The 23,993-nt window shown below is 63.2% G+C and carries 26 protein-coding genes and 1 other RNA gene; 8 read left to right on the forward strand and 19 right to left on the reverse strand.

Annotated features, from left to right (window positions below):
- Positions 1-40: 40 nt before the first annotated feature.
- Positions 41-709 carry a (d)CMP kinase gene (gene cmk, locus E5S69_RS20225; protein ID WP_171516408.1) on the reverse strand — a complete coding sequence of 223 codons (669 nt, stop codon included), beginning with the start codon at positions 707-709 and terminating at the stop codon, positions 41-43.
- A gap of 124 nt (positions 710-833) precedes the next feature.
- Here cmk and E5S69_RS20230 point away from each other — a divergent pair, with 124 nt between their 5' ends.
- On the forward strand, positions 834-1,079 hold the full coding sequence (locus tag E5S69_RS20230) for a DUF2061 domain-containing protein (RefSeq protein WP_171516409.1): 246 nt from the start codon (positions 834-836) through the stop codon (positions 1,077-1,079).
- Here E5S69_RS20230 and aroA read toward each other — a convergent pair.
- The 7 genes from aroA to gyrA all read right to left on the reverse strand — a co-directional run bounded on the left by aroA (position 1,069) and on the right by gyrA (position 10,497).
- Positions 1,069-2,373, reverse strand: a complete 1,305-nt coding sequence (gene aroA, locus E5S69_RS20235) for a 3-phosphoshikimate 1-carboxyvinyltransferase (protein WP_171516410.1) — start codon at positions 2,371-2,373, stop codon at positions 1,069-1,071. The genes E5S69_RS20230 and aroA overlap by 11 nt on opposite strands.
- Before the next feature lie 49 nt (positions 2,374-2,422).
- Positions 2,423-3,319: a prephenate dehydrogenase/arogenate dehydrogenase family protein gene (locus E5S69_RS20240; protein WP_171516411.1), complete on the reverse strand. Its 897-nt coding sequence runs from the start codon at positions 3,317-3,319 to the stop codon at positions 2,423-2,425.
- 87 nt (positions 3,320-3,406) lie between these two features.
- Positions 3,407-4,537 carry a histidinol-phosphate transaminase gene (gene hisC, locus E5S69_RS20245; protein ID WP_171516412.1) on the reverse strand — a complete coding sequence of 377 codons (1,131 nt, stop codon included), beginning with the start codon at positions 4,535-4,537 and terminating at the stop codon, positions 3,407-3,409.
- 28 nt (positions 4,538-4,565) lie between these two features.
- Positions 4,566-5,729 (reverse strand): prephenate dehydratase, encoded by a 1,164-nt coding sequence (gene pheA, locus E5S69_RS20250; RefSeq protein WP_171516413.1) that lies wholly within the window; start codon positions 5,727-5,729, stop codon positions 4,566-4,568.
- Between the two features lie 105 nt (positions 5,730-5,834).
- On the reverse strand, positions 5,835-6,992 hold the full coding sequence (gene serC, locus E5S69_RS20255) for a 3-phosphoserine/phosphohydroxythreonine transaminase (RefSeq protein WP_171516414.1): 1,158 nt from the start codon (positions 6,990-6,992) through the stop codon (positions 5,835-5,837).
- A gap of 160 nt (positions 6,993-7,152) precedes the next feature.
- The gene (locus E5S69_RS20260) at positions 7,153-7,716 is read right to left on the reverse strand and encodes a DUF2059 domain-containing protein (protein ID WP_171516415.1); all 564 of its coding nucleotides are present in this window, start codon (positions 7,714-7,716) and stop codon (positions 7,153-7,155) included.
- 93 nt (positions 7,717-7,809) lie between these two features.
- Positions 7,810-10,497 (reverse strand): DNA gyrase subunit A, encoded by a 2,688-nt coding sequence (gyrA, locus tag E5S69_RS20265; protein ID WP_171516416.1) that lies wholly within the window; start codon positions 10,495-10,497, stop codon positions 7,810-7,812.
- A gap of 434 nt (positions 10,498-10,931) precedes the next feature.
- On the opposite strand from gyrA, the gene ompA reads away from it, so the two are divergent.
- The 4 genes from ompA to ssrA all read left to right on the forward strand — a co-directional run bounded on the left by ompA (position 10,932) and on the right by ssrA (position 13,575).
- Positions 10,932-11,585 (forward strand): outer membrane protein OmpA, encoded by a 654-nt coding sequence (gene ompA, locus E5S69_RS20270; protein WP_010812964.1) that lies wholly within the window; start codon positions 10,932-10,934, stop codon positions 11,583-11,585.
- 116 nt (positions 11,586-11,701) lie between these two features.
- Positions 11,702-12,460: a bifunctional 2-polyprenyl-6-hydroxyphenol methylase/3-demethylubiquinol 3-O-methyltransferase UbiG gene (gene ubiG / locus E5S69_RS20275; RefSeq protein ID WP_236901389.1), complete on the forward strand. Its 759-nt coding sequence runs from the start codon at positions 11,702-11,704 to the stop codon at positions 12,458-12,460.
- Positions 12,457-13,131, forward strand: coding sequence for a phosphoglycolate phosphatase (gene gph / locus E5S69_RS20280; protein ID WP_171516417.1), 675 nt, complete (start codon positions 12,457-12,459; stop codon positions 13,129-13,131). Before ubiG ends, gph begins: the two co-directional genes overlap by 4 nt.
- Positions 13,132-13,216: 85 nt before the next feature.
- Positions 13,217-13,575: a transfer-messenger RNA gene (gene ssrA, locus E5S69_RS20285) on the forward strand.
- A 193-nt stretch (positions 13,576-13,768) separates the two neighbouring features.
- On the opposite strand, the gene E5S69_RS20290 is transcribed toward ssrA, so the two are convergent.
- Positions 13,769-14,005, reverse strand: a complete 237-nt coding sequence (locus E5S69_RS20290; RefSeq protein ID WP_171516418.1) for a hypothetical protein — start codon at positions 14,003-14,005, stop codon at positions 13,769-13,771.
- 687 nt (positions 14,006-14,692) lie between these two features.
- Between E5S69_RS20290 and E5S69_RS20295 the strand changes: the two genes are divergently transcribed.
- From E5S69_RS20295 to E5S69_RS20305, 3 genes are read left to right on the forward strand one after another with little or no spacing between them, the layout of a single operon-like run.
- Positions 14,693-14,917, forward strand: coding sequence for a DUF2188 domain-containing protein (locus tag E5S69_RS20295; protein WP_171516419.1), 225 nt, complete (start codon positions 14,693-14,695; stop codon positions 14,915-14,917).
- 31 nt (positions 14,918-14,948) lie between these two features.
- The gene (locus tag E5S69_RS20300) at positions 14,949-15,128 is read left to right on the forward strand and encodes a hypothetical protein (RefSeq protein ID WP_171516420.1); all 180 of its coding nucleotides are present in this window, start codon (positions 14,949-14,951) and stop codon (positions 15,126-15,128) included.
- Positions 15,129-15,162: 34 nt separating this feature from the next.
- Complete coding sequence (locus E5S69_RS20305) at positions 15,163-15,795, forward strand: hypothetical protein (protein WP_236901390.1); 633 nt, start codon at positions 15,163-15,165, stop codon at positions 15,793-15,795.
- A 146-nt stretch (positions 15,796-15,941) separates the two neighbouring features.
- Here E5S69_RS20305 and E5S69_RS20310 read toward each other — a convergent pair whose 3' ends face one another.
- The 10 genes from E5S69_RS20310 to E5S69_RS20355 all read right to left on the reverse strand — a co-directional run bounded on the left by E5S69_RS20310 (position 15,942) and on the right by E5S69_RS20355 (position 23,993).
- Positions 15,942-16,325: a hypothetical protein gene (locus E5S69_RS20310; protein WP_171516421.1), complete on the reverse strand. Its 384-nt coding sequence runs from the start codon at positions 16,323-16,325 to the stop codon at positions 15,942-15,944.
- A complete protein-coding gene (locus tag E5S69_RS20315) occupies positions 16,322-16,666 on the reverse strand; it encodes a DUF6527 family protein (protein WP_171516422.1) in 345 nt (114 codons plus the stop codon). Before E5S69_RS20315 ends, E5S69_RS20310 begins: the two co-directional genes overlap by 4 nt.
- A complete protein-coding gene (locus E5S69_RS20320; protein ID WP_171516423.1) occupies positions 16,663-17,217 on the reverse strand; it encodes a glycoside hydrolase family 19 protein in 555 nt (184 codons plus the stop codon). The genes E5S69_RS20315 and E5S69_RS20320 overlap by 4 nt, the downstream gene beginning before the upstream one ends.
- A complete protein-coding gene (locus E5S69_RS20325; protein WP_216621388.1) occupies positions 17,214-17,612 on the reverse strand; it encodes a hypothetical protein in 399 nt (132 codons plus the stop codon). The genes E5S69_RS20320 and E5S69_RS20325 overlap by 4 nt, the downstream gene beginning before the upstream one ends.
- A 104-nt stretch (positions 17,613-17,716) precedes the next feature.
- Complete coding sequence (locus E5S69_RS20330) at positions 17,717-18,832, reverse strand: acyltransferase family protein (RefSeq protein WP_171516424.1); 1,116 nt, start codon at positions 18,830-18,832, stop codon at positions 17,717-17,719.
- A gap of 78 nt (positions 18,833-18,910) precedes the next feature.
- Positions 18,911-19,102 (reverse strand): hypothetical protein, encoded by a 192-nt coding sequence (locus E5S69_RS20335; RefSeq protein ID WP_171516425.1) that lies wholly within the window; start codon positions 19,100-19,102, stop codon positions 18,911-18,913.
- Positions 19,099-20,745 (reverse strand): phage tail protein, encoded by a 1,647-nt coding sequence (locus E5S69_RS20340; protein WP_171516426.1) that lies wholly within the window; start codon positions 20,743-20,745, stop codon positions 19,099-19,101. The genes E5S69_RS20335 and E5S69_RS20340 overlap by 4 nt, the downstream gene beginning before the upstream one ends.
- A gap of 60 nt (positions 20,746-20,805) precedes the next feature.
- Positions 20,806-22,029 (reverse strand): phage head spike fiber domain-containing protein, encoded by a 1,224-nt coding sequence (locus E5S69_RS20345; protein ID WP_171516427.1) that lies wholly within the window; start codon positions 22,027-22,029, stop codon positions 20,806-20,808.
- Positions 22,030-22,040: 11 nt separating this feature from the next.
- Positions 22,041-22,868, reverse strand: a complete 828-nt coding sequence (locus E5S69_RS20350; RefSeq protein ID WP_236901391.1) for a hypothetical protein — start codon at positions 22,866-22,868, stop codon at positions 22,041-22,043.
- Complete coding sequence (locus tag E5S69_RS20355) at positions 22,869-23,993, reverse strand: baseplate J/gp47 family protein (RefSeq protein WP_171516428.1); 1,125 nt, start codon at positions 23,991-23,993, stop codon at positions 22,869-22,871.

Here is a 23,993-nt window from a genome sequence, read left to right on the forward strand (position 1 = left end):
GTCGGGGCGCGCCGCTTCTACGGATGCGCCCGCATGCATCTCATGCATCGGGCCGCACAGCGGCAAACCACTCCAGCACCTGCGCCACTGCCTGATCCACCGTCATGTCGGAGGTATCGAGCAGCTTTGCATCCTCGGCGGGACGCAGCGGCGCGGCGGCACGGGTGCGATCCCGCGCATCGCGCGCCTCGAGGTCACGCAAAAGGTCTTCGATATTAGCAGAAATTCCCTTATCAATCAATTGTTTATAGCGCCTGCGCGCACGGGCCTCGACACTGGCGGTCAGGAACACCTTGAGCTGGGCGTCCGGAAAGATCACGGTGCCCATGTCGCGGCCGTCCGCCACCAGGCCCGGCAGCTTGCGGAAGCTGCGCTGCAGCTGAGTCAGCGCGTCGCGCACCGGCTGGTGCACGGCGATGGCGGAGGCACGGTTGCCGATCGCCTCGGCCCGGATCGCCAGGCTCACCTCCTCGCCTTGCAGCCAGACCCGATCAGGACCGAACTTCACATCGAGGCGCGAAGCGATCCGCGCCAGGCTGTCCATGTCGGCCAGGTCAACATCCGCACGGTCACTGGCCAGCGCCACCAGGCGGTAGAGCGCACCACTGTCGAGCAGGTGGAAGCCCACCGCGTCGGCGACCTTGTGCGCAACCGTGCCCTTGCCGGAGGCGGTCGGCCCGTCAATGGTGATGACGTTGACAATAGTCATTGTTTATGACATCCAGTGAAACGATTGATTGTTAATTCTATTGAGAATCATTATCATTTGAACCATGGCATCGCGCTGCGGCAAGCGCAACGCCTTCTCAGTATTGGTCGCGAGGCAATCTACCATGGCAAAAACCCTGACGTTCGGCATCATGCACCTCGGCATCGCGTTCAGCGTGACCTATGCGCTGACCGGCAGCCTGGCCGTGAGCGGTGCCGTCACCTTTATCGAGCCGGCCATCAATACCGTGGCCCACTACTTCTTCGACCGGTACTGGGACAAGCGCGAACGCCGGCAGGCCGGGAGCACGCGCGACCCCGCCTCGGCGCCCGCCAACACCAGCGACAGCGCCGCCTTGGTCAGCGCGTGACGCCCGCCAACACGCTGAAATAATCCGGGAACGTCTTCGCCACGCAGCCCGGATCATTGATCCGCACCGGCAACGGGCCGAACGCCGCCAGCGAGAAACACATCGCCATGCGATGGTCATCATAGGTGCCAATGCCCTCGGCCGGGGTCTGCCACGGTTCCGGCGGCGTCACTCGCAGGTAATCGGCGCCCTCTTCGACGACGGCACCCAGCTTGCGCAATTCCGTCGCCATCGCCGTGATGCGGTCGGTTTCCTTGACGCGCCAGCTTGCAATATTGGTCAGCGTGGTGGGGCCTTCGGCAAACAGTGCCGCCACCGCCAGCGTCATGGCCGCATCGGGGATATGGTTGCAATCCAGCTCGATGCCGTGCAGGCGCCCGTCGTCGCGCTCCGTGCCACGCACTTCGATCCAGTTGTCGCCGGCCATCACATTGGCACCCATGCGGTTGAGCGCATCGGCAAAGCGGACGTCGCCCTGGATGCTGGCCATGCCGACGCCTTCCACCCGCACCGGGCCCCCGCCGATCGCGCCGGCGGCCAGGAAATACGAAGCCGACGAGGCATCGCCCTCGACAAAGATTTCGCCCGGCGAGCGGTAAGCCGCACCGGCGGGCAGGATGAAGCGCTGCCAGCCCTGCCGCTCCACCTCGATGCCGAAGCGCGCCAGCAGGTTCAGCGTGATCTCGATATATGGCTTCGAGATCAGCTCGCCCACCACTTCGATCTCGATGCGGCCGCTGGCGGTTTTCGCCATCGGCAGGCTCATCAGCAGCGCGGTCAGGAACTGGCTCGAGACATCGCCGCGGACGCGGATCGGCGCGTCGATGCGCAGGCTTGCCGGCTGGATGTGCAGCGGCGGGAAGCCTTCGTTACCCAGGTAGTCGATCACCGCGCCGATCTGGCGCAGGCCATCGACGAGATCGCCAATCGGGCGCTCATGCATGCGCGGCACCCCGGAGAGCTGGTAGCTGCCGCCTTGCAGCGCCAGCGCAGCGGTCAGCGGACGGATCGCGGTGCCGGCATTGCCCATGAACAGCTCGGCGGACTTGTTCGGAAAGTTGCCGCCGGCGCCGGTGACGATGTAGTCCGCGCCCTCTTGCCGCCAGGCCACGCCAAGCGTGCGCAGCGCCTGCAGCATCACGCGCGTGTCGTCCGAGTCGAGCAGGTCGCGCACGCGGGTCTCGCCGTCGGCCAGCGCGGCCAGCAGCAGCACCCGGTTGGAAATGCTCTTGGAGCCCGGCAGCCGGACGGTGCCGTGGGCGCGGGTCAGGGGGCCTAGCGTCAGGTGTTCCATGGGTTTTGTGGGCGCCGGGGCGCCGAGGTCAGGCGATTGGCGAAAGCAATCAGGGTTCGATATGGTTGCCCGCGGCACGCTCGGCGCCCCAGGCCAGCCGGGTCTTGCTGGCACGTGCAAAGATGCGCTCGAGCGCGTCGCCGTCGCCCTTCTCGATCAGCGTCTTCAGGTGCGCCAGCACCGACTGGTAAGTATTCAGTTCGCGCAGTAGCGCCTCGCGGTTGGCCACGCAGATATCGCGCCACATTTCCGGCGACGAGGCAGCGATGCGCGTGAAGTCGCGGAAGCCGCCACCGGCAAAATCCAGCTTCAGCGCCGCATCCTCGGCGTTGGCCACCTGCGCCACCAGCGCGTACGACAGCACATGCGGCAAATGGCTGACCGCGGCAAACACCGCGTCGTGCTGCACCGCCGACATCACGTGGCAATGCGCGCCGGCGCTTTCCCACATGGCGCGCACGGCGGCCACATCGGCGCGCGCGTTTTCCTGCAGCGGGCACAGCACGGTCTTCTTGCCCTCGTACAGGTCCGGCAAGGCGGCCTCGACGCCGTTGAGCTCGCGCCCGGCGATCGGGTGGGCGGGCACGAACTGCGCGGCCTTGTCGCCCAGCGCGGTCTTGGCGGCGATGATCACGTCGGACTTGGTGCTGCCGGCGTCGGTGACGATGGTGCCCGGTTGCAAGTGCGGCTCCAGCGCGTGCAGCAGCGCGAAATTCTGCGCCACCGGCGCGCACAGCACGATCACACTGGCGCCGCGGGCGGCATCGGCCAGCGTCGCCGCCTCGTCGATCACGCCCAGGTCCAGGGCCTTCTGCAGCGAAGCGGCCGAGCGCCCGACCCCAACCACCGTGCCCACCACGCCGGCGCGCTTGAGCGCCAGCGCTAGCGAGCCGCCGATCAGGCCGACGCCAACAATGACAACACGGGAAAAATGCAATGCACTCACAATCACAGGCCGCAAGCGGCAGTAGTTCGGTTCAGACCGAAGTCAATCAATGGGCGGCAAATCCACCGGCGTTTGCAGCGACCGGGCTCAGGCCAGCGCCCGCTCCAGTGCCGCGATGAACGCCGCGTTTTCTTCCGGCAAGCCGATGGTCACGCGCAGCCAGCGCGGCAGGTTGTAATTGCCCACCGGTCGCACGATCACGCCCTGTTTCAGCAACGCCAGGTTCACGCGCGCGCCGGCGCCGTCATCGTCGCCCACGCGCACCAGCACGAAGTTTCCGGAGGACGGCACGTATTCCAGGCCCAGCCGGTCGAAGGCCTGCGTCAGTTGCCGCTTGCCGCTGCGGTTCAGTTCCGCGCTGCGGCGCAGGAAGTCGGCATCGGCCAACGCGGCGATTGCCGCGGCCTGCGCTACGCTGTTGACGTTGAACGGCTGGCGGATGCGGTTCAGCAGGTCGGTCAGTTCCGGCTGCGCCACCGCGTAGCCGATGCGCAGCCCCGCCAGACCGTAAGCCTTGGAGAACGTGCGCGACACCATCAGGTTGGGGTAGCGGCGCACCCAGGCAATCGCATCGTATTGCTGGTCGGCATCGAGATATTCGTTGTAGGCCTCGTCCAGCACCACCACGACATGGCTCGGCACCCGCTGCAGGAACGCTTCGATCTGCGCGGCCGGCAGGAAGGTGCCGGTCGGGTTGTTGGGGTTGGCGATAAAGACCAGGCGCGTATCCGGCGCCATCGCCGCGGCCATCGCGTCCAGGTCGTGGCCGTAGTCGCGCGCGGGCACTTCGATCGCGCGTGCGCCGATCTCCTGCGTGGCCAGCGCGTACACCGCGAACGAGTACTCGGCATAGACGATCGACTGGCCCGGCTCCACCAGCGCATGCGCGGCCAGTTCCAGGATGTCGTTGCTGCCGTTGCCCAGGGTCAGCCAGTCGGCGGGCACGCCGAAGCGCGCCGACAGCGCACCCTTCAAGGCAAAGCCGTTGGCATCGGGATAGCGGCCCAGTTCAGCAACCGCAGCGGCCACCGCAGTGCGGGCCGATTCCGGCATGCCCAGCGGATTCTCGTTGGAGGCGAGCTTGACGATGCCGGCCTCGTCCAGGCCGAACTCGCGCGCCACTTCGGAAATCGGCTTGCCTGCCACGTATGGCGAAATCGCCCGCACATAATCCGGCCCGAATACCGTAGCGCCGCCTTGCTTGCCCTGCTCTGCCATCTCGTCTCCTTGTGCTGTCCTGGCTGTCTTACTTGCTCGACGGATACGAGCCCAGCACCTTCAGGTAGGCGGCGTTGCGGCGCAGGTCTTCGATCGCGCGCGCCACCGCTGGTTCATGCTGGTGCCCTTCCACGTCGACGTAGAAGTAGTATTCCCACGCGCCGCTGCGCGCTGGGCGCGACTCGAAGCGGCACATCGACACGCCGTTCTCGGCCAGCGGCGCCAGCAGCTGGTACACCGCGCCGGCCTTGTTCGGCACGGACAGAATCATCGACGTCTGATCGCTGCCTGACGGCTCGGTCTCATAGCGGCCGATCACGGCAAAGCGCGTGCGGTTGTGCGGATCGTCCTGGATGTGCGTGCGTACCAGGTGCAGGTGATAGCGGTTGGCGGCGGACTCGGCGGCAATCGCGGCCACCGTAGGGTCTTCGCTGGCCATGCGCGCCGCTTCGGCATTGCTCGACACCGCCTGGCGCTCGAGGTGCGGATAGTTGGCGGTCAGCCAGTGCTGGCACTGCGCCAGCGCCTGCGCATGCGCGCGCACCACCGTGACGCCTTTCATGTCAGGCGTCGACGCCATCAGGTTGTGGTGCACCTTGAGTGCGATCTCGCCGCTGATCTTCAGCGAGGTCTGCAGGAACAGGTCAAGCGTGCGCGACACCGCGCCCTCGGTGGAATTCTCGACCGGCACCACGCCGTATTCGACCGTGCCCGCCTCGACCGCACGGAATACCTCGTCGATGCTGGGACAAGGCACGCCCGACACCTCGTGGCCGAAATGCGCGTACAGCGCCTGCTCCGAGAACGTGCCGGCCGGGCCCAGGAACGCTACTTCCAACGGCTTCTCCAGCCCGCGGCAGGCGGACATCACCTCACGCCAGATTGCCGCCACGCTGTCACCGAGCAGCGGCCCGGGGTTGGCGCCCTGCACCTTGCGGATGACCTGCAGCTCGCGCTCCGGACGGAACACCGGCGCGCCGTACTTCTTCTTGACCTCGCCCACTTCGAGCGCCAGCTTGGCGCGGCGGTTCAGCATCGCCAGCAGCTCGCGGTCCACGGTATCGATCTGCTCGCGCAGCGGGCCCAGCTCGACCGACAGCTTGCGCTCGGCATCACTCAGGTGGCTGTCGCCGTTCTGCGGCGCATTGGGCGGCGTCTCCTCGCGCGCGGGGGTGCGGTCTTGGCTTGTCATGTTGTATCAATCCGGTGGGCCGCCGGGGGTGGCGGCCAGGAAAACTGCCCGCGCGGGCCGGCATGCCGTGCCTGGCATGCGCGGGCCCGCCCGCGGGAATGCGCGTCAGGCGGAGGTCCGCTCGAACTCGCGCATGAATTCGATCAGCGCCATCACGCCTTCCAGCGGCATGGCGTTGTAGATGCTGGCGCGCATGCCGCCCACGGTCTTGTGCCCCTTCAGCTGCACCAGGCCGTTGGCCCGCGCTTGCTGCAGGAACGCCTCGTTGCGCGATTCGTCGCCCAGGAAGAACGGTACGTTCATGCGCGAGCGGCAGCTGGGGTGGATTTCATTGCGATAGAAATCGCTCTGGTCGAGGTAGTCGTACAGCGCCGACGCCTTGGCGATATTGCGCTGTTCGATCGCGGGCACGCCACCCTGGCGCTTGAGCCACTGGAACACCAGGCCGGCGATATAGATCGCATAGGTCGGCGGCGTGTTGTACATCGAGTTATGCTCGGCCACCTGGCGCCAGTTGAATGCCGACGGGCAGAGCGGGTGGGCATGGCCGATCAGGTCCTCGCGCACGATCACGATGGTGACACCGGCCGGGCCGATGTTCTTCTGCGCACCGGCGTAGACCACCTGCACGCGCGACCAGTCGACGGGCCGCGACAGGATATGGCTGGAAGCATCCGCCACCACGACGCGCTCGCCCTTGACCTGGCCGATATCGGGAATCTGCTGGAACTCCACGCCGACGATGGTCTCGTTGGTGCACAGGTGCACGTAGCCGGCGTCGTCCGACAGCTTCCAGTCCGCCACGTCGGGAATGCGATGGTATTTCTGTGCCTCGCTGCTGGCCGCGATATTGACCGCGCCATAGCGGCGGGCTTCCTGCTCGGTCTTGACCGACCAGGTGCCGGTGATGACGAAGTCGGCCTTGGGTGCGTCGGCATGGCGCAGGCGCATCAGGTTCAGCGGCACGATGCCGTTTTCGCCGATGGCGCCGCCCTGCAGGAACAGCACGCGGTAGTTGGCGGGAATATGCAGCAGCTCGCGCAGGTCGGCGATGGCCTGGTTGTGGATGCCTTCAAACTCGCGGCTGCGGTGGCTCATTTCCATCACCGAAACCCCGGTCCCGCGCCAGGACAGCATCTCCTCGGCAGCCTGCTGCAGCACTTCGGGGGGCAGCGCCGCCGGGCCCGGCGAGAAGTTGTAGACGCGTTCGGCCAATGCACGCTGCATCATGCCGGCAAGAGCGGGATTCTGGGGATCGTTCATGAGACGGGGGGAATGGAAAAATGGCTGCCGGTGTTACCCAAGCAGCCATTATCCCTCAAACCCGCGCCCGTTGGGCCCTGGGGGGCAGCCCCCCGGAGCCGGCGCCCGTCAGACAGCTATCGGACGGGCAGCGGCGGACCCGTTGCGGATCACGCCAGGGTCACTTCGAAGCAGCGGTGATTTCCTTCTCGGCGGCGTCGCGCATCGACTTGCCAACCTGCGGGCCGTACTTCTGCATCATCGAGCCCCAGATTTCCTGGGTTGCCTTGCCCTGGTTGGCCATGAACTTCTGGCCGGTCGGCGACTTCAGGAAGGTGGTCAGGTCCTTCAGTTCCTGCGTGGTGTAGTACTTGCCGAAGGCATCGTAGTGCGCCTGGATGGCGTCCTTGCGGAAACCGTCGGTGTTGAATGCCGTGCCGGCGCCGTCGACGATGCGCTGGACCGCGCCGTTCTTCTTCAGCTTTTCAACGGCGGCCTGCTTCTGCTTGTCGTTCAGGGTCTTGTTTTCGACCAGCACCTGCTCGAGGACCAGCGGCGCTTCCTGCTTGGCGCCCTGCTGCCAGTTCTCTGCCTGGCCCTTCACAGCCTGGTCTGCCTGCATGACGGAAAGCAGTTCCTTGATGGCTGCCGTCTTTTCCGCGTCCTGGGCGTGGGCGTGCTGCGCCATCATGAAGGTCGGAACAAAAGCAGCCAGAACAGCGATACGTCGATAGGTTTTGAGCATTGTGACTCCCTGGTAAATACGTCCGTTTTAGTCGGACAGCCGCGAGGCGAGTTCCGGCTGGCGTCCTATTGTTGCAACAATTTACGTTTTGTCTTACGGCTTGGCGTCGGCGTCCGCACCGGCAGCGCCTTCGGCGCCCTCGGCCCTTTCCGCGCCCTCGGCTTCGTCAGGCTCTTCGCCATTGCCGCCGTTGTCGGCATCGCTTTCCACGATGCGCTGCAGCCCGGACAGCTTGGTGCCTTCATCCACGTTGATCAGCGTGACACCCTGCGTGGCGCGGCCCATCTCGCGGATTTCGGCCACACGCGTGCGGATCAGCACACCGCCGGTGGTGATCAGCATGATTTCGTCTTCGGGCGAAACCAGTGCAGCAGCCACCACACGGCCGTTGCGCTCGCTCGTCTGGATCGCAATCATGCCCTTGGTGCCACGGCCATGTCGAGTGTACTCGGCGATGGGCGTGCGCTTGCCGTAGCCGTTCTCGGTCGCGGTCAGCACGCTGCCGCGCAGGCCCGCATCCGCCGCCTCCTCAGCGGTCTCGGCCGGTGCCACCAGCATGGCGATCACGGTCTGGCCGTCTTCGAGGTTCATGCCGCGCACGCCACGCGCCTGGCGGCCCATCGGCCGCACATCGTTCTCGTCGAAGCGGACGGCCTTGCCGGCGTCGGAGAACAGCATCACGTCATGCTGGCCATCAGTTACCGCGGCACCGATCAGGTAATCGCCTTCGTCGAGGTCGACCGCGATGATGCCGGCCTTGCGCGGGTTGGAGAATTCGGTCAGCGCCGTTTTCTTGACCGTGCCCCGGGCCGTGGCCATGAAGATGAAGTGCTCGGCGTCGAACTGCCGCACCGGCAGGATGACATTGATCTTCTCGCCTTCCGACAGCGGGAACATGTTGACGATCGGCCGGCCCCGCGAGTTGCGCGAGCCCTGCGGCACCTCATAGACCTTCAGCCAGTACAGCCGGCCGCGGTTGGAGAAGCACAGGATGTAGTCGTGGGTATTGGCCACGAACAGCGTATCGATCCAGTCGTCTTCCTTCGTTGCCGCCGCCTGCTTGCCACGGCCACCGCGCTTCTGCGCACGGTATTCCGAGATCGGCTGGCTCTTCATATAGCCGCTGTGCGACAGCGTGACCACCATGTCCTGCGGGGTGATCAGGTCCTCGGTATCCAGCTCGGTCGCGTTCAGTTCAATCTGCGAACGCCGCTCATCCCCAAATTCCGCCCGGATTGACGTCAGTTCGTCGACGATGATGGAAGTAATACGCTCCGGGCGCGCCAGGATATCGAGCAGGTCGGCAATTTCCGCCATGATGTCGCGATATTCCTGGACGATCTTGTCCTGTTCGAGCCCGGTGAGGCGTTGCAGGCGCATTTGCAGGATTTCCTGCGCTTGCCCGTCAGACAGCCGGTAGAGGCCATCGGCCTGCATGCCAAAAATGGCGGGCAGCCCGTCAGGCCGGTACGAAGCCCGCCCGCCCGGGGTTTCCCCTTCCGCGCGAGCCAGCATCTCGCGGACCAGCGCCGAATCCCATGCCTTGCTCATCAGTTCTTGCTTGGCAATGGGGGGCGTCGGCGCCGCCTTGATGATCGCAATGAACTCATCAATGTTGGCCAGCGCCACGGCCAGGCCTTCCAGCACATGACCGCGCTCGCGCGCCTTGCGCAGCTCGAACACGGTGCGGCGGGTCACCACTTCGCGGCGGTGCGCCAGGAAGTACTCCAGCATCTGGCGCAAGTTCAGCAGGCGCGGCTGGCGGTCGACCAGCGCCACCATGTTCATGCCGAACGTGTCCTGCAGCTGGGTGTTCTTATATAGGTTGTTGAGGACGACCTCGGGCACCTCGTTGCGCTTGAGCTCGATCACCACCCGCATGCCGGACTTGTCCGACTCGTCACGGATATCCGAGATGCCTTCGACCTTCTTCTCGGTGACCAGCTCGGCAATGCGCTCCAGCAGCGTGCGCTTGTTGACCTGGTACGGCAGCTCATCGACGATGATGGCCTGGCGCTGGCCGCGGTCGATATCCTCGAAGTGGGTCTTGGCGCGCATCACGACGCGGCCGCGGCCGGTGCGGTAGCCTTCGCGGACGCCCTGAATGCCATAGATAATCCCGGCGGTCGGAAAATCCGGAGCCGGAATCAATTCAATCAGCTCATCCACGGTCGCCTGCGGGTTGCGCAACAGGTGCAGGCAACCATCGACGATTTCATTCAGGTTATGCGGCGGGATATTGGTGGCCATGCCCACCGCAATACCCGACGACCCATTGATTAGCAGATTGGGAATACGGGCCGGGAGAATCGAAGGCTCTTTTTCAGAGCCGTCGTAGTTGCTGTCGAAATCGACGGTTTCCTTGTCGATGTCATGCAGCATCTCGTGGGCGATTTTCGACAGGCGGATTTCGGTATAACGCATGGCCGCGGCGTTATCACCGTCCACGGAACCGAAATTCCCCTGGCCATCGACCAGCATGTAGCGCAGCGAGAAGTCCTGCGCCATGCGCACGATAGTGTCGTAGACTGCAGTATCACCGTGTGGATGGTACTTACCAATCACATCTCCGACGATACGGGCCGACTTCTTGTAGGCGCGGTTCCAGTCGTTGTTGAGCTCGTGCATCGCAAACAGCACGCGCCGGTGCACCGGTTTCAGGCCATCCCGGACATCGGGAAGCGCGCGCCCGACGATCACGCTCATGGCGTAATCCAGGTAGGAGCGGCGCATTTCCTCTTCTAGGGAGACCGGAAGGGTTTCTTTTGCGAATGGATCCATTGCGGCGTGGTTTATGCGGCAGGTTTAAGCGAATGACAGGCCCTTTGGCACGCGGCGCCGGTGAGCGCCTGACGGCTGGGCAACGTGCCATTCTAACATGCCGGCACCCCCTGCCCGCGGCTCTCCAGAGGGGCCGCGCAGGCGCCCGCGGAGGCCCGCACTGAAACCCGGAATCCCTGATGCCACAAGGCTTTGCGGGCGACACAAGACCCATGTTGCACAAACACCACAGGCCCAAAACCCATGCGGCGAATCGAATATATTTACTTCTTAGGAAACGACCCTTGTGGCACAATTCCCCAGCGAAGAGCCAGACATTGTTCGAAGTGGAGCATCCACCACATCGAGAATGTTATACTCCGAAGAATGTATGACTTGTTTTCGTCCATTTGCTCGCAGTAACCCTGCGGTGATCTCATCCTGAGAGGAGAAATATGAAAAAATTTGCCAAGCTCGCGCTCGTTGCAGCTACCGCAGTAATGGCTGCATCCGCTCAAGCTCAGTCCGTCCCTTATGAAAAGAAGGCAGTGAACGACAACTGGGGCAACGGTACGAGCGAGTACGTGTGGAAGAATGGCACGAACGAGCTCTGCTGGCGCGACAGCTCCTGGACCCCGGCCACGGCCAACGCGCTGTGCGACGGCGCCCTGGCACCGGCCGCACCGGCACCGGCACCGGCTCCGGTGGCTCCGCCGGTCGTCTCGAGCGAGAAGGTCACTTTCGCTGCTGACACCCTGTTCGACTTCGACAAGGCTGTGCTGAAGCCCGAAGGCAAGGCCAAGCTGGACGACCTGGTTTCGAAGCTGCAAGGCATCACCCTGGAAGTCATCATCGCCGTTGGCCACACCGACTCGTTCGGCTCGGACAAGTACAACGATCGCCTGTCGATCCGCCGCGCTGAATCGGTCAAGGCTTACCTGGTGAGCAAGGGCGTTGAAGCCAACCGTGTCTACACCGAAGGCAAGGGCAAGCGCCAGCTGAAGGTTGATCCGAAGTCGTGCAAGGGCAACCGCAAGTCGCAGATCGCCTGCCAGCAGCCGAACCGCCGCGTGGAAGTCGAAGTGGTCGGCACCCGCAGCGCACGTTAATCGGAACCCTTCCGATCCAAGAAGCCCAGCGCAAGCTGGGCTTTTTTTTTGGTACAGTTGCCTGGACTGTCCCCTTTCATCACCCGCCGCGGCCAGCGCCGCCGGACCCGCATACGATGACGTTGCAACCGCAAACCCTCCCCGCAGCCGACACCGCCAGCCAGCACCCGTCGCGCCGGAATGCCGACCCCAAGGAAATCGATAAATTCAGCGAACTGGCCCACCGCTGGTGGGACCCGCAGAGCGAGTTCAAGCCGCTGCATGAGTTGAACCCGCTGCGCCTGGGCTGGATCGATGGCATTGCCGGGCTGGCGGGCAAGCGGGTGGTCGACGTGGGCTGCGGCGGCGGCATCCTGTCCGAAAGCATGGCGCGCCTGGGCGCGACCGTGCGCGGCATCGATCTGTCCAGCAAGGCGCTGAAGGTCGCAGACCTGCACAGCCTGGAGTCCGGCGTTGCCGTGACCTACGAGGAAATCGCTGCCGAAGCGCTCGCCGCACGCGAGCCGGCCAGCGTGGATGTGGTGACTTGCATGGAAATGCTGGAACATGTGCCGGACCCGGCTTCCATTGTGCAGGCGTGTGCGACGCTGGTCCGACCGGGCGGCCATGTGTTCTTCTCGACCATCAACCGGAACCTGAAGGCATACCTGCTAGCTATTGTTGGCGCCGAATACGTGCTCAACATGCTGCCGCGCGGCACCCACGACTACGAGAAGTTCATCGCTCCGTCCGAACTGGCCCGCTTCGCGCGCCAAGCAGGCCTGGACCTCGTCGAGATGCGTGGCATGACCTACAACCCGCTATCGCAAATCTATTCGCTGAGTCGCGACACCGACGTGAATTACCTGATGGCGTTTCGCCGGGTGGCAGCATGAGCGCGCGGATCGCAGGCGTCTTCTTCGACCTAGACGGCACCCTGGCCGACACGGCGCCGGATCTGGCTGCGGCGGCTAACCGGCTGGTCATGGAACGCGGGCGCCCGCCCGTGGCCTATGAAAAGCTGCGACCCGTGGCCTCGCATGGCGCACGCGGGTTGCTGGGCGCCGCCTTTGGCTTGCGCCCCGAAGATGCGGAATTCCCGGCGCTGCGCGACATCTTCCTCGATTACTACGAGGCCGACATCGCCGTCCACACCCGCCTGTTCGATGGCATGCCGCAGGTGCTGGCCACGCTCGAGGCCGCGGGCATCCCCTGGGGAATCGTCACAAACAAGATTGCGCGCTTCACCACGCCGCTGGTCGCCGCGATCGGCTTGGCACCCCGCGCCAGCGCGGTGGTGAGCGGCGACACCACGCCGCACGCCAAGCCCCACCCCGCCCCGCTGCTGCATGCCGCCGCCAGCGCCGGCGTCGATCCGCGCCGCTGCGTCTACGTGGGCGACGACCTGCGCGACATCCAGGCTGGCAAGGCCGCCGGCATGATTACCGTGACCGCCGCCTACGGTTACTGTGGCGATGGCAACCCGCCCGAGGCCTGGGGCGCGGACCACCTGATCCGTCACCCCGCCGAGCTGATCCCGCTACTGGTGCCCGCGGCGATCACCTGAAAGTGCGCCGCAAGTATCCACGGCACGGACCTGGAACTCCGCAAGACAGCATGCGTCCAACCGGGTACAATCCAGCTTCCTCACTGGGGCCGACCTGGTTTCGACGTGGGTTACAAAGCAGTGGAGGGCATACCGAGGACCCGTCACCTCGTTAATCAATGGGAATGCAATAACTGCTAACGACGAACGTTACGCACTGGCAGCCTAAGGGCCGCCGTCCTCGCACTGGCTCGCTGACGGGCTAGGGTCGCAAGACCACGCGAGGTCATTTACGTCAGATAAGCTCCGGAAGGGTCACGAAGCCGGGGACGAAAACCTAGTGACTCGCCGTCGTAGAGCGTGTTCGTCCGCGATGCGCCGGTTAAATCAAATGACAGAACTAAGTATGTAGAACTCTCTGTGGAGGGCTTGCGGACGCGGGTTCGATTCCCGCCGGCTCCACCACCTTTCCTCCTTGAAAAACAAGCACTTGCCTTATTTTTCAAGGACTTATTCTTGATAACGTGTGTGCTGATGTGTGTGCATGCGTTTCTGCATCCGCCCAAATCGGCAATCTTGGGCGATAACTTCGTGGATGATGGTTATGCGTAGGCATGTGCGTAGAGCACATGTCCACGCACACGCGTTATCCTGAAAATCAGTCCCCGATCGTCCCAATCACTGGAACTCGCCGCAATCGCGGCTCGGCTTTGGCCGCGTCGAGTTCATTGTTCAGATTTTGTGTGAGCGCGGCGCCAACCTGGCATAGCGACTCCACCTCCGGGTCTGTCACGCCAAGAGCCTGGATGGCACTAAAGATTCCCGCCACCCCTTCCGCCATCTTCTTAGCCTCCTCGATTCCGCCGCTACCTCTCTGCATCGCTTCATCCGTCATTTTTTGCCCCTCTGCGCTTGGTTCTTAGCCACGTTGCACCAACCCGCCTTGCCTCGCCCTGGCTTCCGCGGTACTGTATATTCATACAGTATATCCCTGGCCTTGTGCTGTTGCCAGTACCTGACAAGGAGGGTCCAGAATGCCCCGCTTATCACCAATGCCGAGGCCGCCCGCGCCGGCCGATGGATACATTCCGAGCCCAATCGACCCCGACTGGGACCGCAAGTACATCCTCAATGAGGCCGGCGAGCCTGTGCGGGTCTATGACTCCGGCGTGCTCGCTCGATGGGAGAGTTGGGAGGGTAAGGGTTTCCAGATAAGGGACCAGTTGCCAGAGTACAACGCCGAGGTTTGGACGTATTTCTCGTGCTGGGGAAGCATGCATGACGACAAACCGCCGGAGTTTCGTACGATCCTTTACATCGGCGGGGCGAAGACATACTTCAGCTCTGAGACGTGGGAGCAGGCGCAGGACAAACACCAACGTGTGGTAGAGAAAGTTCGTCGCACATTGCCGAGGAAGGACGCCCGGCCGTAGAGAGATCCTGTAGAGGTTTGCGCTTGGTGTAGCCTACAAAATAGATGAAGCAGTAAGCGCAGTAGACGATATGTCTTGTCGGACGGCGACCGATAGCGCCCGGCCGGACGGGCGCCGACACTGGCTCCATCAATTCGTAGGAGACAGCCATGCCAGGCAAAAACATTCACGTCGTGCCCACCAACAACGGCTGGGCAGTTGAGGCGGAAGGCGGCGCCGGCGGCCAGCAGCAGTACGCCACACAGGAAGATGCGATCGCCGCCGGCACTGAGCGTGCCAAAGGCGAGAAGGTCGAACTCCTGATCCACGGGCGCGACGGTCAGATCCGCGAGCGGAATTCGTTCGGGCATGACCCCCGCAACATCAAGGGATGAATGCCATATCCGGCTCAGTAGGAGAACGACGATGGACTATCCTTTCGACCTCTACTCCCCGGCTGGGGTGGAAGATTTGATCAAGCGCCTGAAGGCCAGCGTCGGGAACGCAGAGCCTTACGAAGAGTGCCGTGTGTACGCCGCAAATATCCGTGCGGCAGTCCTAGTCTTGGAAAAGCACCTCGCGGCCATCAAGAAAGGAGGTCAGTAGGCGCCCAACTCCGAACGCATGCTGGGGCGGCGCTATGGCCACCAGTAAGCCGTCATCGCCAACACTCGCCGAACTGCGGCCGATGCTGATGTGCGACAGTCGCGCGGTACCGCTTTCGCCTGGCTGGCACTTCGAGATCAAGTACGACGGTTACAGGGTCTTGGCCGCCACGGGAAACTCGCCGCGGCTGAACTCACGAAACGGGGCCGACGCCACCGCATGGTTCCCTGAGCTCGCCGCTGCCCTGGCCACCCTGCCAGCCGGCTTTATTCTCGACGGGGAGGTCTGCGTGCTCGACGACATCGGCCGGAGCGATTTCGAGCGGCTCCAGGCCCGGGCTAGGCGCAGGGGATGGTATCGCGGCGCTGACCCGGTCGCCTTCTGCGTCTTCGATCTACTGGTCGGCAAGGGAAAGAGCTTGATGGGGCAGCCCATCGAGCGGCGCAAGACCGCCCTTCGCGACCTTGTTGAGGATCCGCCGGATGGCCTGCTCTATGTAGACAGCGTCGAAGACGGCGCATGGCTGTACGGTCATGCGCTGGCGCTGAAATTGGAGGGTGTGGTGGCTAAGCGCGCTGGCTCTCTCTACCGCCCGGGGGAGCGGTCACGCGACTGGCTGAAGATAAAGCGCCCCGGCGCAGTGCCGCCGCAGAGGTTCAAGCGCTAGCCTACGTCGGCCAGGCCGCGACCGTCTTACGATGCCGCGCCGCGCAGTCGCCCAAGGCGCCCAGCACGACGACCATCCAGTCTTGCCATACGTCATAGTCGGCCACCGCCGGCGCATCAGGCACCTTGCAATCCGCCGCCAGAGCGCTATCGAGCGGCGGCGGCTTGCTTGGCAGCGTCGACGGCGTTGGACAGGTTACGCACGCGCTGAGCATCAGGGCGGCAGCCAGCAGGCAAAGGCGTTTTGGCATTCTTCAGATCCTTTCGGATGGCGTCGATCTTGCCCCCTAGCATGTCTTGGATGTCGGCATAGGTGTCGGCGGCTTCGCGGATCTTGGCGCCTGCCGTGCTGAGGTTCTCGATCGCCTTGTTGGCGCCGGCCAGGTCGGCTTGGGCTTGATTGGCGACGAGCTTGGCAATCTCGGCATCCTTCCGCCAGCCGTTGGTGACCCAGCCGGCGGCGAACAGGGCGGCGGCCAGCCCCGCGGCGCTGATCGCGCGCCATGGGATGTTCGTGGGTATCGCGATCATGCTTCGATCTCGGGAAGGTTCACTGTCTGCCCGGCCAGCGCGTGCGTGCAGTCGCCCAGGAACTGGATGCGGCCATCGGTCACGAAGGAGTGACAGGTGAGCGGACGCGGCGTCGGCAATCCCTCCCCGCGCATGTAGGCCGCGTGCTCTTCGTCGGTCATCTGCTGTACGCCGGTCACAAGCAAGCTAGGCGTGAATGTGGGCCGCTCCATGCTGCCATTCCAGCCCCAGACCGGCACGCCGGTGCCGGCGACGTGCACCTGATGCAGGAACCCGCAACCAGGGCAGTCGAACATCATCGTCCGGATGCCGTCGCCGCGCTTCAGTTCTTCGATCTTCATTTCATCCCCAGTGCCGCTTTCGCGCGCGCCCAGTACTTCAGCCGGTCATCCCATCCGTTCGGCAGGCCGGTGGCCTTGTTCCGACCGTTGATGGCGATGCTCAGCGCCTTGAAGTCGCCTGAGTCGGCGAATCGGTTCAGGTTGTTGGAGTGCCAGTACCAGCCCGCGGACGCCGCGGCAGCCATCGGTTGCTCGAGCAGCTCGGGCATCGCCACCAGATCGAGCCCAAGGCCACGGCCGCAGAGCCCATAGTTCTTCCGCCCCGTGATCTGAATCAGCCCCCGGCCCATGAACCGCTTGCCATCGCCCGGCTCGGTATTGCCGAGGTCTGCCCTCCCTTCGTATCTGCACTGGGTTGCCGTCGGGCCCCAGATCTCGCGTACGTAGACGAGCTGGCCGGACTCATGCGCGACTTCCGCAAGAAACGCGGCCGCGCGCACCGGCGTGTCGATGTCGAAGCGCGTCATGGCGTCCGTTAGCGGCACGAGGAACGTATCAGCCCGACGCCCGGCGCCAGGCATGATCGTCCGCAGAATCTTCGCTGTGATCATTGGCCCAGCCCCTTGCGGACGTCTGCGACAACCTCGTCGAGGCTCGCATCTTTCCGCTTTTCGATGAAGTTGAACAGCCAGCGGACGATCGCCCAGCCCGGCAGTCCGCAGGCGAAGACCAGGCCGAACAGCGCCACGAGTCCGATGTAGTCGTGTGTCCAGGCCTGCAGGCCGAAGTACTGGACGACGGCCGCGCCGCCGGTGACGCTTCCCACCACTGTCGAGATGAGCGCCACCGCCCACTCTGCCGTGCTTCTCGGTTTCATCATGATCATCACCACGATTGCTGCGAGTCCGCTGGCACCTGCCGCCACGGCTGCTGGCCCGCCGACTGCTTTGAACGCAGCCGCGCCAGCGACACCGACTGCGGTACCGCCGCTGATTGGTTCGGACATGTAAGACCCCGGTTTGCCCGCTCTATGGCGGAAATGAAAAGGCCAGCTCGAGGCGGCCATAAAAAAACCGCCCGAAGGCGGCTTGATCTCGATTGACTGATTATTCAGGCATTGCTATTGGCGGAGCGCACTGCTTTGCCGGACCGATCCAAGACTGGATCCCTCAGTGAGCTTCCCCGAGTCATAAGGTAGCGACGAACCGGCCTGTCAAACAGGTAGTACACCGCAACAGCGAGAACGAACACTGCAGCGACAGTCAATGCGAGGCCAACCCATCTGTTGCGATGACTGAATATCTCATTGAGGATGGTGTAACCAATGTTCTGATGCAAGAGGTACAGCGGATATGTGACCCCACCTGCGACCGCAGCAAAAGAGCTCAGTGACCTAGGCACGAGGTCGTAAAGAGTATCAACGACCAAGATGATCGCCCCAAACACGAGAATCGCTGCCACATACCAGCCATTCAACCAAGTCTCATAGTGAGTCTCGACGTATTGGACTTTCTGGGTCGTATAGAAAACAGCCGACACAACAGACACCAAAAGCAACAGCGAACTATGCGCCATATCTCGACGGGTTGACAGACATCGCAACGCCGCTCCGATACCAAAAAATCCCACATATGCCCCGCATAGCCAGCGCTCGGGGAAAGCGGCCTCCGGCACGCAAATCTTCAGCAACAGATTGATTAATACCAGAAATGACAATGATGGCAACAGGGCGTCCCGACCGAGAGCCGCTACTACTACAGCCACCATCGCATAGAACTGCAACTCTAGGACGAGCGACCAGTATGCCCCATCGATCATCTGATATGAGTAGCCATCGAACGGAACCCACAGCACCAGGTTGCCTGGCACATCATGGCGACCGATGTAGAAGCGCGTTGCTTCCAACAAAAAAACCACCGTCGCGGTGATCGCCGCGCATAGCCAGAGAGTTGGAAAGATCCGCACCGCTCGGCCGTACAGAAACGACTTGACGGTCTTCATCCTGACACTGTCATAAATGACGTAGCCAGAGATCATGAAGAAGATCTCTACGCCAGCCCATCCGTACTTCGCCACGCGCGCGAGTTCAGGGAATCTCGCATCGAGCAACCCGTCAGCGGTGTAACCTCGAAAGCCGAAGTGAAAAAGCATCACGGCGACCGCGCACGCCAGCCGCAGGATGTCTATGCCAGACTGCCGTCCTTTTCCATACTGTGCCCCCATCATCACCCTCTCATTACATGAGCGATGGATTATACGACGGCAGGATTTTTGAATTGATCGGCCGCTATATGGGCAGCCCCTTTAACCTGGCGTGGACTCCCTTGGCTCCCTGTAGGACGTCCCATCAAAAAAATAGCCGATGCTCACGCTGGCCCCATCTTCCACCGGAACGACCGTCGCCCCTGATGGCGCGTTCCATTCCGAAACACCATCCCATACGACGACGTTCGTGACCGTCCCTTGCTCCACTACCGCGTAGATCGCTTCCATCATGCGTACTCCTCAATGACCACGATGCCTGCTGCACCGGCACCTCCAGATAAGGCGCCGCCGCCATCCACGGTCGCGCTCCCGCCGCCACCAGCACCATAGCCCACACCGGCATTACCGTTTAGTCCGCTCCCACCAATTGCGCCCCCAGGACCAAGATTGGAGGCACCGCCGCCACCAGGTACGCAGGCGGTAGAGGAAAAGGACATCGTCAGTCCGGCTCCAGCGCCGCGACTGCTATACAAGTTCGCCCCTGTTGCAGGGGAACTGATTACGCTGTTGCCGTTGAAGTTCGGAGGAAGGACGCTGTTTTGCATCTGTCCACCTGAGCCGCCCGGCGCGGTAATCAGCGCCCCAACCGACGACGTACCACCAATTCCGCCATTTGCCGATAATGTCGCGGTGCCGCCAGCCCCAATCGTCACCACTTGTGACGCACCAATGGCCGCAGCCAGGAACTTGCCGGCGGCAAACGTACCAGCACCTCCAGGCGCACCTAGACTAACACGGCCTGCACTCGGCGCCTGCGTACCCGCACCGGCGCCGCCACCGCCCTGCACCCGCATGATCGCGAACGTCATCCCAGGAGTCGGCGTGTAGGTACCCGATGCCGTGAACACCTGAATGTTGAGTAGCCGACCCGTCGCCTGTCCCAGCTGCAAGGCATGGTTGCTCTGCGTGGCAGGCGCAACCTGCAACGCCCCACCCGTACATTCAATTAGCACCCACGAACTGATGTCAGCGCGCCAGACGGCGCATGCCTTGCCATTGGCAACGATTTCGCCGCCTTGCAGCGCGCTATGGGCTCCACCAACCAGCGGCGACGCGCCCAGCCCGTTCACATTCAGCGTCGACGCGCCGGTGTTCGCAGTCTTCGCCTTGAACCACACCACCATGCCATCGGTCAGCGCGCTGATGGCAGGCGAGAAGCTAACGACGTAGGTGTTCGCCGAGCCGGTGTCGTTGGCCGTGACCAGCGAGTTCGCCTGGATGGCGTGCAGCAGATCCGTCGGCAGGATCGGCGCGTTCGCAGCTTGCGTGATGTTGGCCGCGGTGATCGTCGTCTGACCGTTGGCAACCGTGACCACGTAAAGACCGGTGTAGCCTGCGTCCGGGGCCGGAGTCGTCTGGCTGCCGGTGGTCGCCGCAACGCCTGCCTTGGCGGTGATGTTGACGATGCCCTTGCGCACGGTTGCTTGCTGCGCGCCGGAGTTTCCCGGGCCGGACCATGCCTGCGACGGATTGCTGGCGTTGTAGTACGGCAGCGTGACAAGCCCCTGATCGGAGTCCTGGTAGGACGCTTGGATGAGGTAGTTCACGCTCTGGCCAGCGGTCACCGGCGCCGGGCAGCTCAGCGTCAAAGCATCCATCACGATGCCTTGCTTCAAGATGCTGTGAGTCGTGTCGGCCGCGACCGACGAGTACGCAGTCGCGTCGACGTTGGCAAGGCTGTACATCTCCCCGGGATTCACGTTCACCTGCAGCGACGCGGGGCTGGTCGGCACGCATGCGAGGCCATTGACCACGGTGGCGGTACCGAACATGGCTGCAGCCAGCTTGGCCAACGCGATCATGGCGTTCTTGTTGGTGTTCAGCAGATCGGTTTCGAGCGGGATCTGGCCGGGGTAAATGATCTGACGATCCATCGTGGCTCCGGAAATGAAAAAGGCCACCGGTGTCGGTGGCCTGTGATGCGTTGCTTACTGTCAGGCTGTCAATGCCTGCAGTTCTGAGTCGGTCATTCGCTTCGGGTAGTAGCGGATTGCTCGGACCCATCCGTTCCAGAACCGCGTGGTACCTGCTTGCGAGCCAATCCACAGCGTGTCGACGTCCGCCGGCCATGTCCGGGCCGTCAGCGGAGTGCCAAGGACACCGTTCCGCGCCGCGCTGATGTTCGCCCCTTGCCCCGCAGCCGCCATCTTCTCGATCGAACCTACAGCGGTGTTCGTGAAGTTGATGCTGCTGAACGTGCCGGTGTTTCCGACGTTGATCTGCATTTGCGCTGGCTGGCTTAGCCGAAATGCTAGGTAGTCACCCGCGGATGAGCTTGTGCCCTTCATTAGACCGACGATGTGAGGCAAGTTGTTCTGCGTCGCACTGTTGCCTAGGGCACCCGTCATGGCTTCGACGTAAAACGTGCCCAGCGAAGGGTTGAAACCAATCTTCGTGAGATCGGTTAGGCTAGCCACATCAGCCGTCCGCGTAACGGAGGCAGTCGTGGTCGCGATATAGCTTGTAGCAAACGCACCAACCTCGGCACCTGTGAAACCAGTAAAGATGCCGGAGACGCCATCACCTGAGCCAGAGGTGTTGAGCGGATAAATGCGACATGCCAGTGTCGTCGCCGTGTCAGTCGTGAACGTTGCGGCGATCCGGTAGATACCGCCTCCGATCGCCGAGATCGCTACCGACAAATCTGCAAATCCATTCGTCCCTTGGACAATTTGCGCGACAGAGCCATTAGTGAGATCGACGTCGCAATAGCATCGAGCCGTTGTGGTGTCGATACCGTTTGCGAACAGCCGGACGCGAGGCAATTCCCCGGCCTTAGCGAAGATGCTGTACGTGTACTGAATCGCGCTAGCAGCCTTCGTGAAGGACTGAGAGTTTGACGATCCTGTGAACGATGCACCGTTGTTGGTAACGATCTTCGCCAGCGACAAAGCCCCGTCCGGACCAATCGCTGCGCCGGGCGTCACAGTGACGCCGTTCTTTACCCAAGTCGCGTTGTCCAACGCGTTCGATTGCAGCAGCAGATTCGTCCGGCTTTCCTCGATTAGAAGACCCCGTGGCTGCCGCGTGACGGGGTCGTAGTCGAACCGAGCCACCCCATTCGACTCTTGCACCATCAAGCCTGAGGAGTTGAACCGCCACGCCGGCGACGCACGAGTGAAGGTGATGAGGTCGACGAAATTGCGAGAGACAAGCATGTCTGTTCCTGTTAGCCAACGACGCCGTAGTACTGGCCGAGCGACTGATAGCTGTGGGAGGTGAAGTCCAACACCAAGTTCACGCCAGATGGGTCATCCGAGGCGCCTGCGAAGTCCAGAATCATCGAAGGCCCATCGACGCCTGGGATCATCGGCGGCGGCGACGGCAGCGCTTGAACGATCGACGTCCACACGATGGTGGCCACCGGTTTGACGCTGTCGATAGCGGCGTAGATGTCGGCGTCCGTCACGCCACCTTGGATCATCGAAAGCGACGCGTACTCGGCTTGCGAGGCAGTGTTGTAAGCCCCCGTCGATACGCCGTAGCCTGCAACGTTCGGGATGCCTGTCCCAGAAGGCCGGAAGGCGATCACGAACGCCTGGAAAGGCATCGAAAGCGATCCGTATGCGCCGGCGTAGCCATATCCGCTTGTCGGCACGCCGTAAGCGCCGGTGTCCGCCGGCCGCGTCGGCTCGATCACCACAGGCGTGCGGCCGGTCAAGTCTTCCAGCACCTTGATCAGGCCGGCCCGCGTCGCGCGCTCGCGGAACAGGTTCAGGATGATCCGCGCACGGAATGAATCGTCGGACTGGTTGGCGGCGCGCAGCAGCGCATCGCCGAAGAAGTCCGCCGCGATCATGTCGAGCCAGCCGTCGGTGGCGGTCTTGATCCGCGTCTGGAGCCGAGCGTAGCTCAGCAGGCCACACACGTACGATCCGGCGTAGGCCAAGCCGTTCAGCAACCCGTTGATGATCGGCGTTTCCGCTTCATCGCCGAACCATGGCGGCAGGTAGCCACGCAACCGGCGGTACACATCCTGTTGATCGCCTACCGCCATTTATGCCACCGTCACAGAGGACCACTTGATAACCTGCTTCGCCGTTGCCGTCAGGTCGGCCGTCCCGCCGTTCAGCGTCACGCCCGTGACGTTCGTCACGCCGGGCGACGCGTCATACGCGATCTGCGCAAGGCGCGAGTACCGCAGCGCCTGGCCCAGCGATAGCGAATTGATGTAGGACTTCAGCGCATCGGAGACGAGCGCTCTGGTCGCTGCCGCGTCGTAGCCGGCGGCGATCGCCACAGTCATCGCCACGGACGCATTCACGACCACCGGCGCAAACACACCGAAGCTGCTGCATAGCGGTCGGACGGCGTCGATCGCATTCGAGACCGTGGACAGGAACGTGCTCCCCGGCGCGCCGGTCCCATCATCGACGACGACATAGAAGTAGCCCATCTGGACCGAACCGCTGTAGGTCTCGTTCTCGACCAGCGAGTACGTGACACCCTGCTGCAGAGACGTGATCGCATAACCGACCGCGGCCTTCGTCGCCTTCGACAGGCTCGCCACATAGGCGATGAAGCGCGTTCGCAGCGCAGGGTCGCTCTCGGCGTCGGCGCCGTTCGTGAAGCTCGCCGCGTTGGTGACGGTGTCTACGCCGGAGATTGCGCCCGCAATGGTCGACACCGCGCCAATGATTGCGTTGCCGCCGACGCCGGCCGTTACTGCAACCACCGGGACGCTGACGCTCGAAACACCGACCGCCATGACATAGCCGCCCAGCGTACCGTTGTAGGCCGGATTCGTGGTGTCGGCCCCCACGGTGTACTGCTGGCTGCCGTCTCCCGTCTGCACGACAGCACCGACCGGCACGACGGCCTGTAGTGTCGCAGTGAACCGAGAGAACGTGACCTGACCGGTGGCGAAGGTGGCTGGCAGGCGCGTCACGCCGAAGTCAGCGACCCACGAATCGAGATCCGCGCCGCTCGACGTCGCCGCCCGGGTGATCGCCAGCACCTGGAGGATAAGGCTCTGCAGCCAGATGACGACCGCGGCGTTCGCCTCCACCACGGCGCGCAGGATTGAGCCGACTGTGAGGTCGACTAGCGCGCTGGTGTACCCCTGAATGGCGGTAACGGACTCGCGGACCAGGGTAACGAAGTCTTTCGTGCTAAGAGCCAT

The organism is Cupriavidus necator, assembly GCF_013141915.1.
Classification (GTDB): Bacteria; Pseudomonadota; Gammaproteobacteria; order Burkholderiales; family Burkholderiaceae; genus Cupriavidus; species Cupriavidus necator_B.

What these genes read in the sequence shown, in the direction of transcription:
- E5S69_RS20350 (WP_236901391.1), bottom strand. Translation starts at nt 22,868, where the DNA reads ATGGCGGTAGGCGATCAACAGGATGTGTACCGCCGGTTGCGTGGCTAC.
- gyrA (WP_171516416.1), bottom strand. Translation starts at nt 10,497, where the DNA reads ATGGATCCATTCGCAAAAGAAACCCTTCCGGTCTCCCTAGAAGAGGAA.
- ompA (WP_010812964.1), top strand. Translation starts at nt 10,932, where the DNA reads ATGAAAAAATTTGCCAAGCTCGCGCTCGTTGCAGCTACCGCAGTAATG.
- E5S69_RS20305 (WP_236901390.1), top strand. Translation starts at nt 15,163, where the DNA reads ATGGCCACCAGTAAGCCGTCATCGCCAACACTCGCCGAACTGCGGCCG.
- E5S69_RS20300 (WP_171516420.1), top strand. Translation starts at nt 14,949, where the DNA reads ATGGACTATCCTTTCGACCTCTACTCCCCGGCTGGGGTGGAAGATTTG.
- ubiG (WP_236901389.1), top strand. Translation starts at nt 11,702, where the DNA reads ATGACGTTGCAACCGCAAACCCTCCCCGCAGCCGACACCGCCAGCCAG.
- gph (WP_171516417.1), top strand. Translation starts at nt 12,457, where the DNA reads ATGAGCGCGCGGATCGCAGGCGTCTTCTTCGACCTAGACGGCACCCTG.
- aroA (WP_171516410.1), bottom strand. Translation starts at nt 2,373, where the DNA reads ATGGAACACCTGACGCTAGGCCCCCTGACCCGCGCCCACGGCACCGTC.
- E5S69_RS20325 (WP_216621388.1), bottom strand. Translation starts at nt 17,612, where the DNA reads ATGTCCGAACCAATCAGCGGCGGTACCGCAGTCGGTGTCGCTGGCGCG.
- cmk (WP_171516408.1), bottom strand. Translation starts at nt 709, where the DNA reads ATGACTATTGTCAACGTCATCACCATTGACGGGCCGACCGCCTCCGGC.
- E5S69_RS20345 (WP_171516427.1), bottom strand. Translation starts at nt 22,029, where the DNA reads ATGCTTGTCTCTCGCAATTTCGTCGACCTCATCACCTTCACTCGTGCG.
- E5S69_RS20290 (WP_171516418.1), bottom strand. Translation starts at nt 14,005, where the DNA reads ATGACGGATGAAGCGATGCAGAGAGGTAGCGGCGGAATCGAGGAGGCT.
- serC (WP_171516414.1), bottom strand. Translation starts at nt 6,992, where the DNA reads ATGAACGATCCCCAGAATCCCGCTCTTGCCGGCATGATGCAGCGTGCA.
- pheA (WP_171516413.1), bottom strand. Translation starts at nt 5,729, where the DNA reads ATGACAAGCCAAGACCGCACCCCCGCGCGCGAGGAGACGCCGCCCAAT.
- E5S69_RS20335 (WP_171516425.1), bottom strand. Translation starts at nt 19,102, where the DNA reads ATGATGGAAGCGATCTACGCGGTAGTGGAGCAAGGGACGGTCACGAAC.
- hisC (WP_171516412.1), bottom strand. Translation starts at nt 4,537, where the DNA reads ATGGCAGAGCAGGGCAAGCAAGGCGGCGCTACGGTATTCGGGCCGGAT.
- E5S69_RS20310 (WP_171516421.1), bottom strand. Translation starts at nt 16,325, where the DNA reads ATGATCGCGATACCCACGAACATCCCATGGCGCGCGATCAGCGCCGCG.
- E5S69_RS20230 (WP_171516409.1), top strand. Translation starts at nt 834, where the DNA reads ATGGCAAAAACCCTGACGTTCGGCATCATGCACCTCGGCATCGCGTTC.
- E5S69_RS20315 (WP_171516422.1), bottom strand. Translation starts at nt 16,666, where the DNA reads ATGAAGATCGAAGAACTGAAGCGCGGCGACGGCATCCGGACGATGATG.
- E5S69_RS20355 (WP_171516428.1), bottom strand. Translation starts at nt 23,993, where the DNA reads ATGGCTCTTAGCACGAAAGACTTCGTTACCCTGGTCCGCGAGTCCGTT.
- E5S69_RS20295 (WP_171516419.1), top strand. Translation starts at nt 14,693, where the DNA reads ATGCCAGGCAAAAACATTCACGTCGTGCCCACCAACAACGGCTGGGCA.
- E5S69_RS20260 (WP_171516415.1), bottom strand. Translation starts at nt 7,716, where the DNA reads ATGCTCAAAACCTATCGACGTATCGCTGTTCTGGCTGCTTTTGTTCCG.
- E5S69_RS20330 (WP_171516424.1), bottom strand. Translation starts at nt 18,832, where the DNA reads ATGATGGGGGCACAGTATGGAAAAGGACGGCAGTCTGGCATAGACATC.
- E5S69_RS20320 (WP_171516423.1), bottom strand. Translation starts at nt 17,217, where the DNA reads ATGATCACAGCGAAGATTCTGCGGACGATCATGCCTGGCGCCGGGCGT.
- E5S69_RS20340 (WP_171516426.1), bottom strand. Translation starts at nt 20,745, where the DNA reads ATGGATCGTCAGATCATTTACCCCGGCCAGATCCCGCTCGAAACCGAT.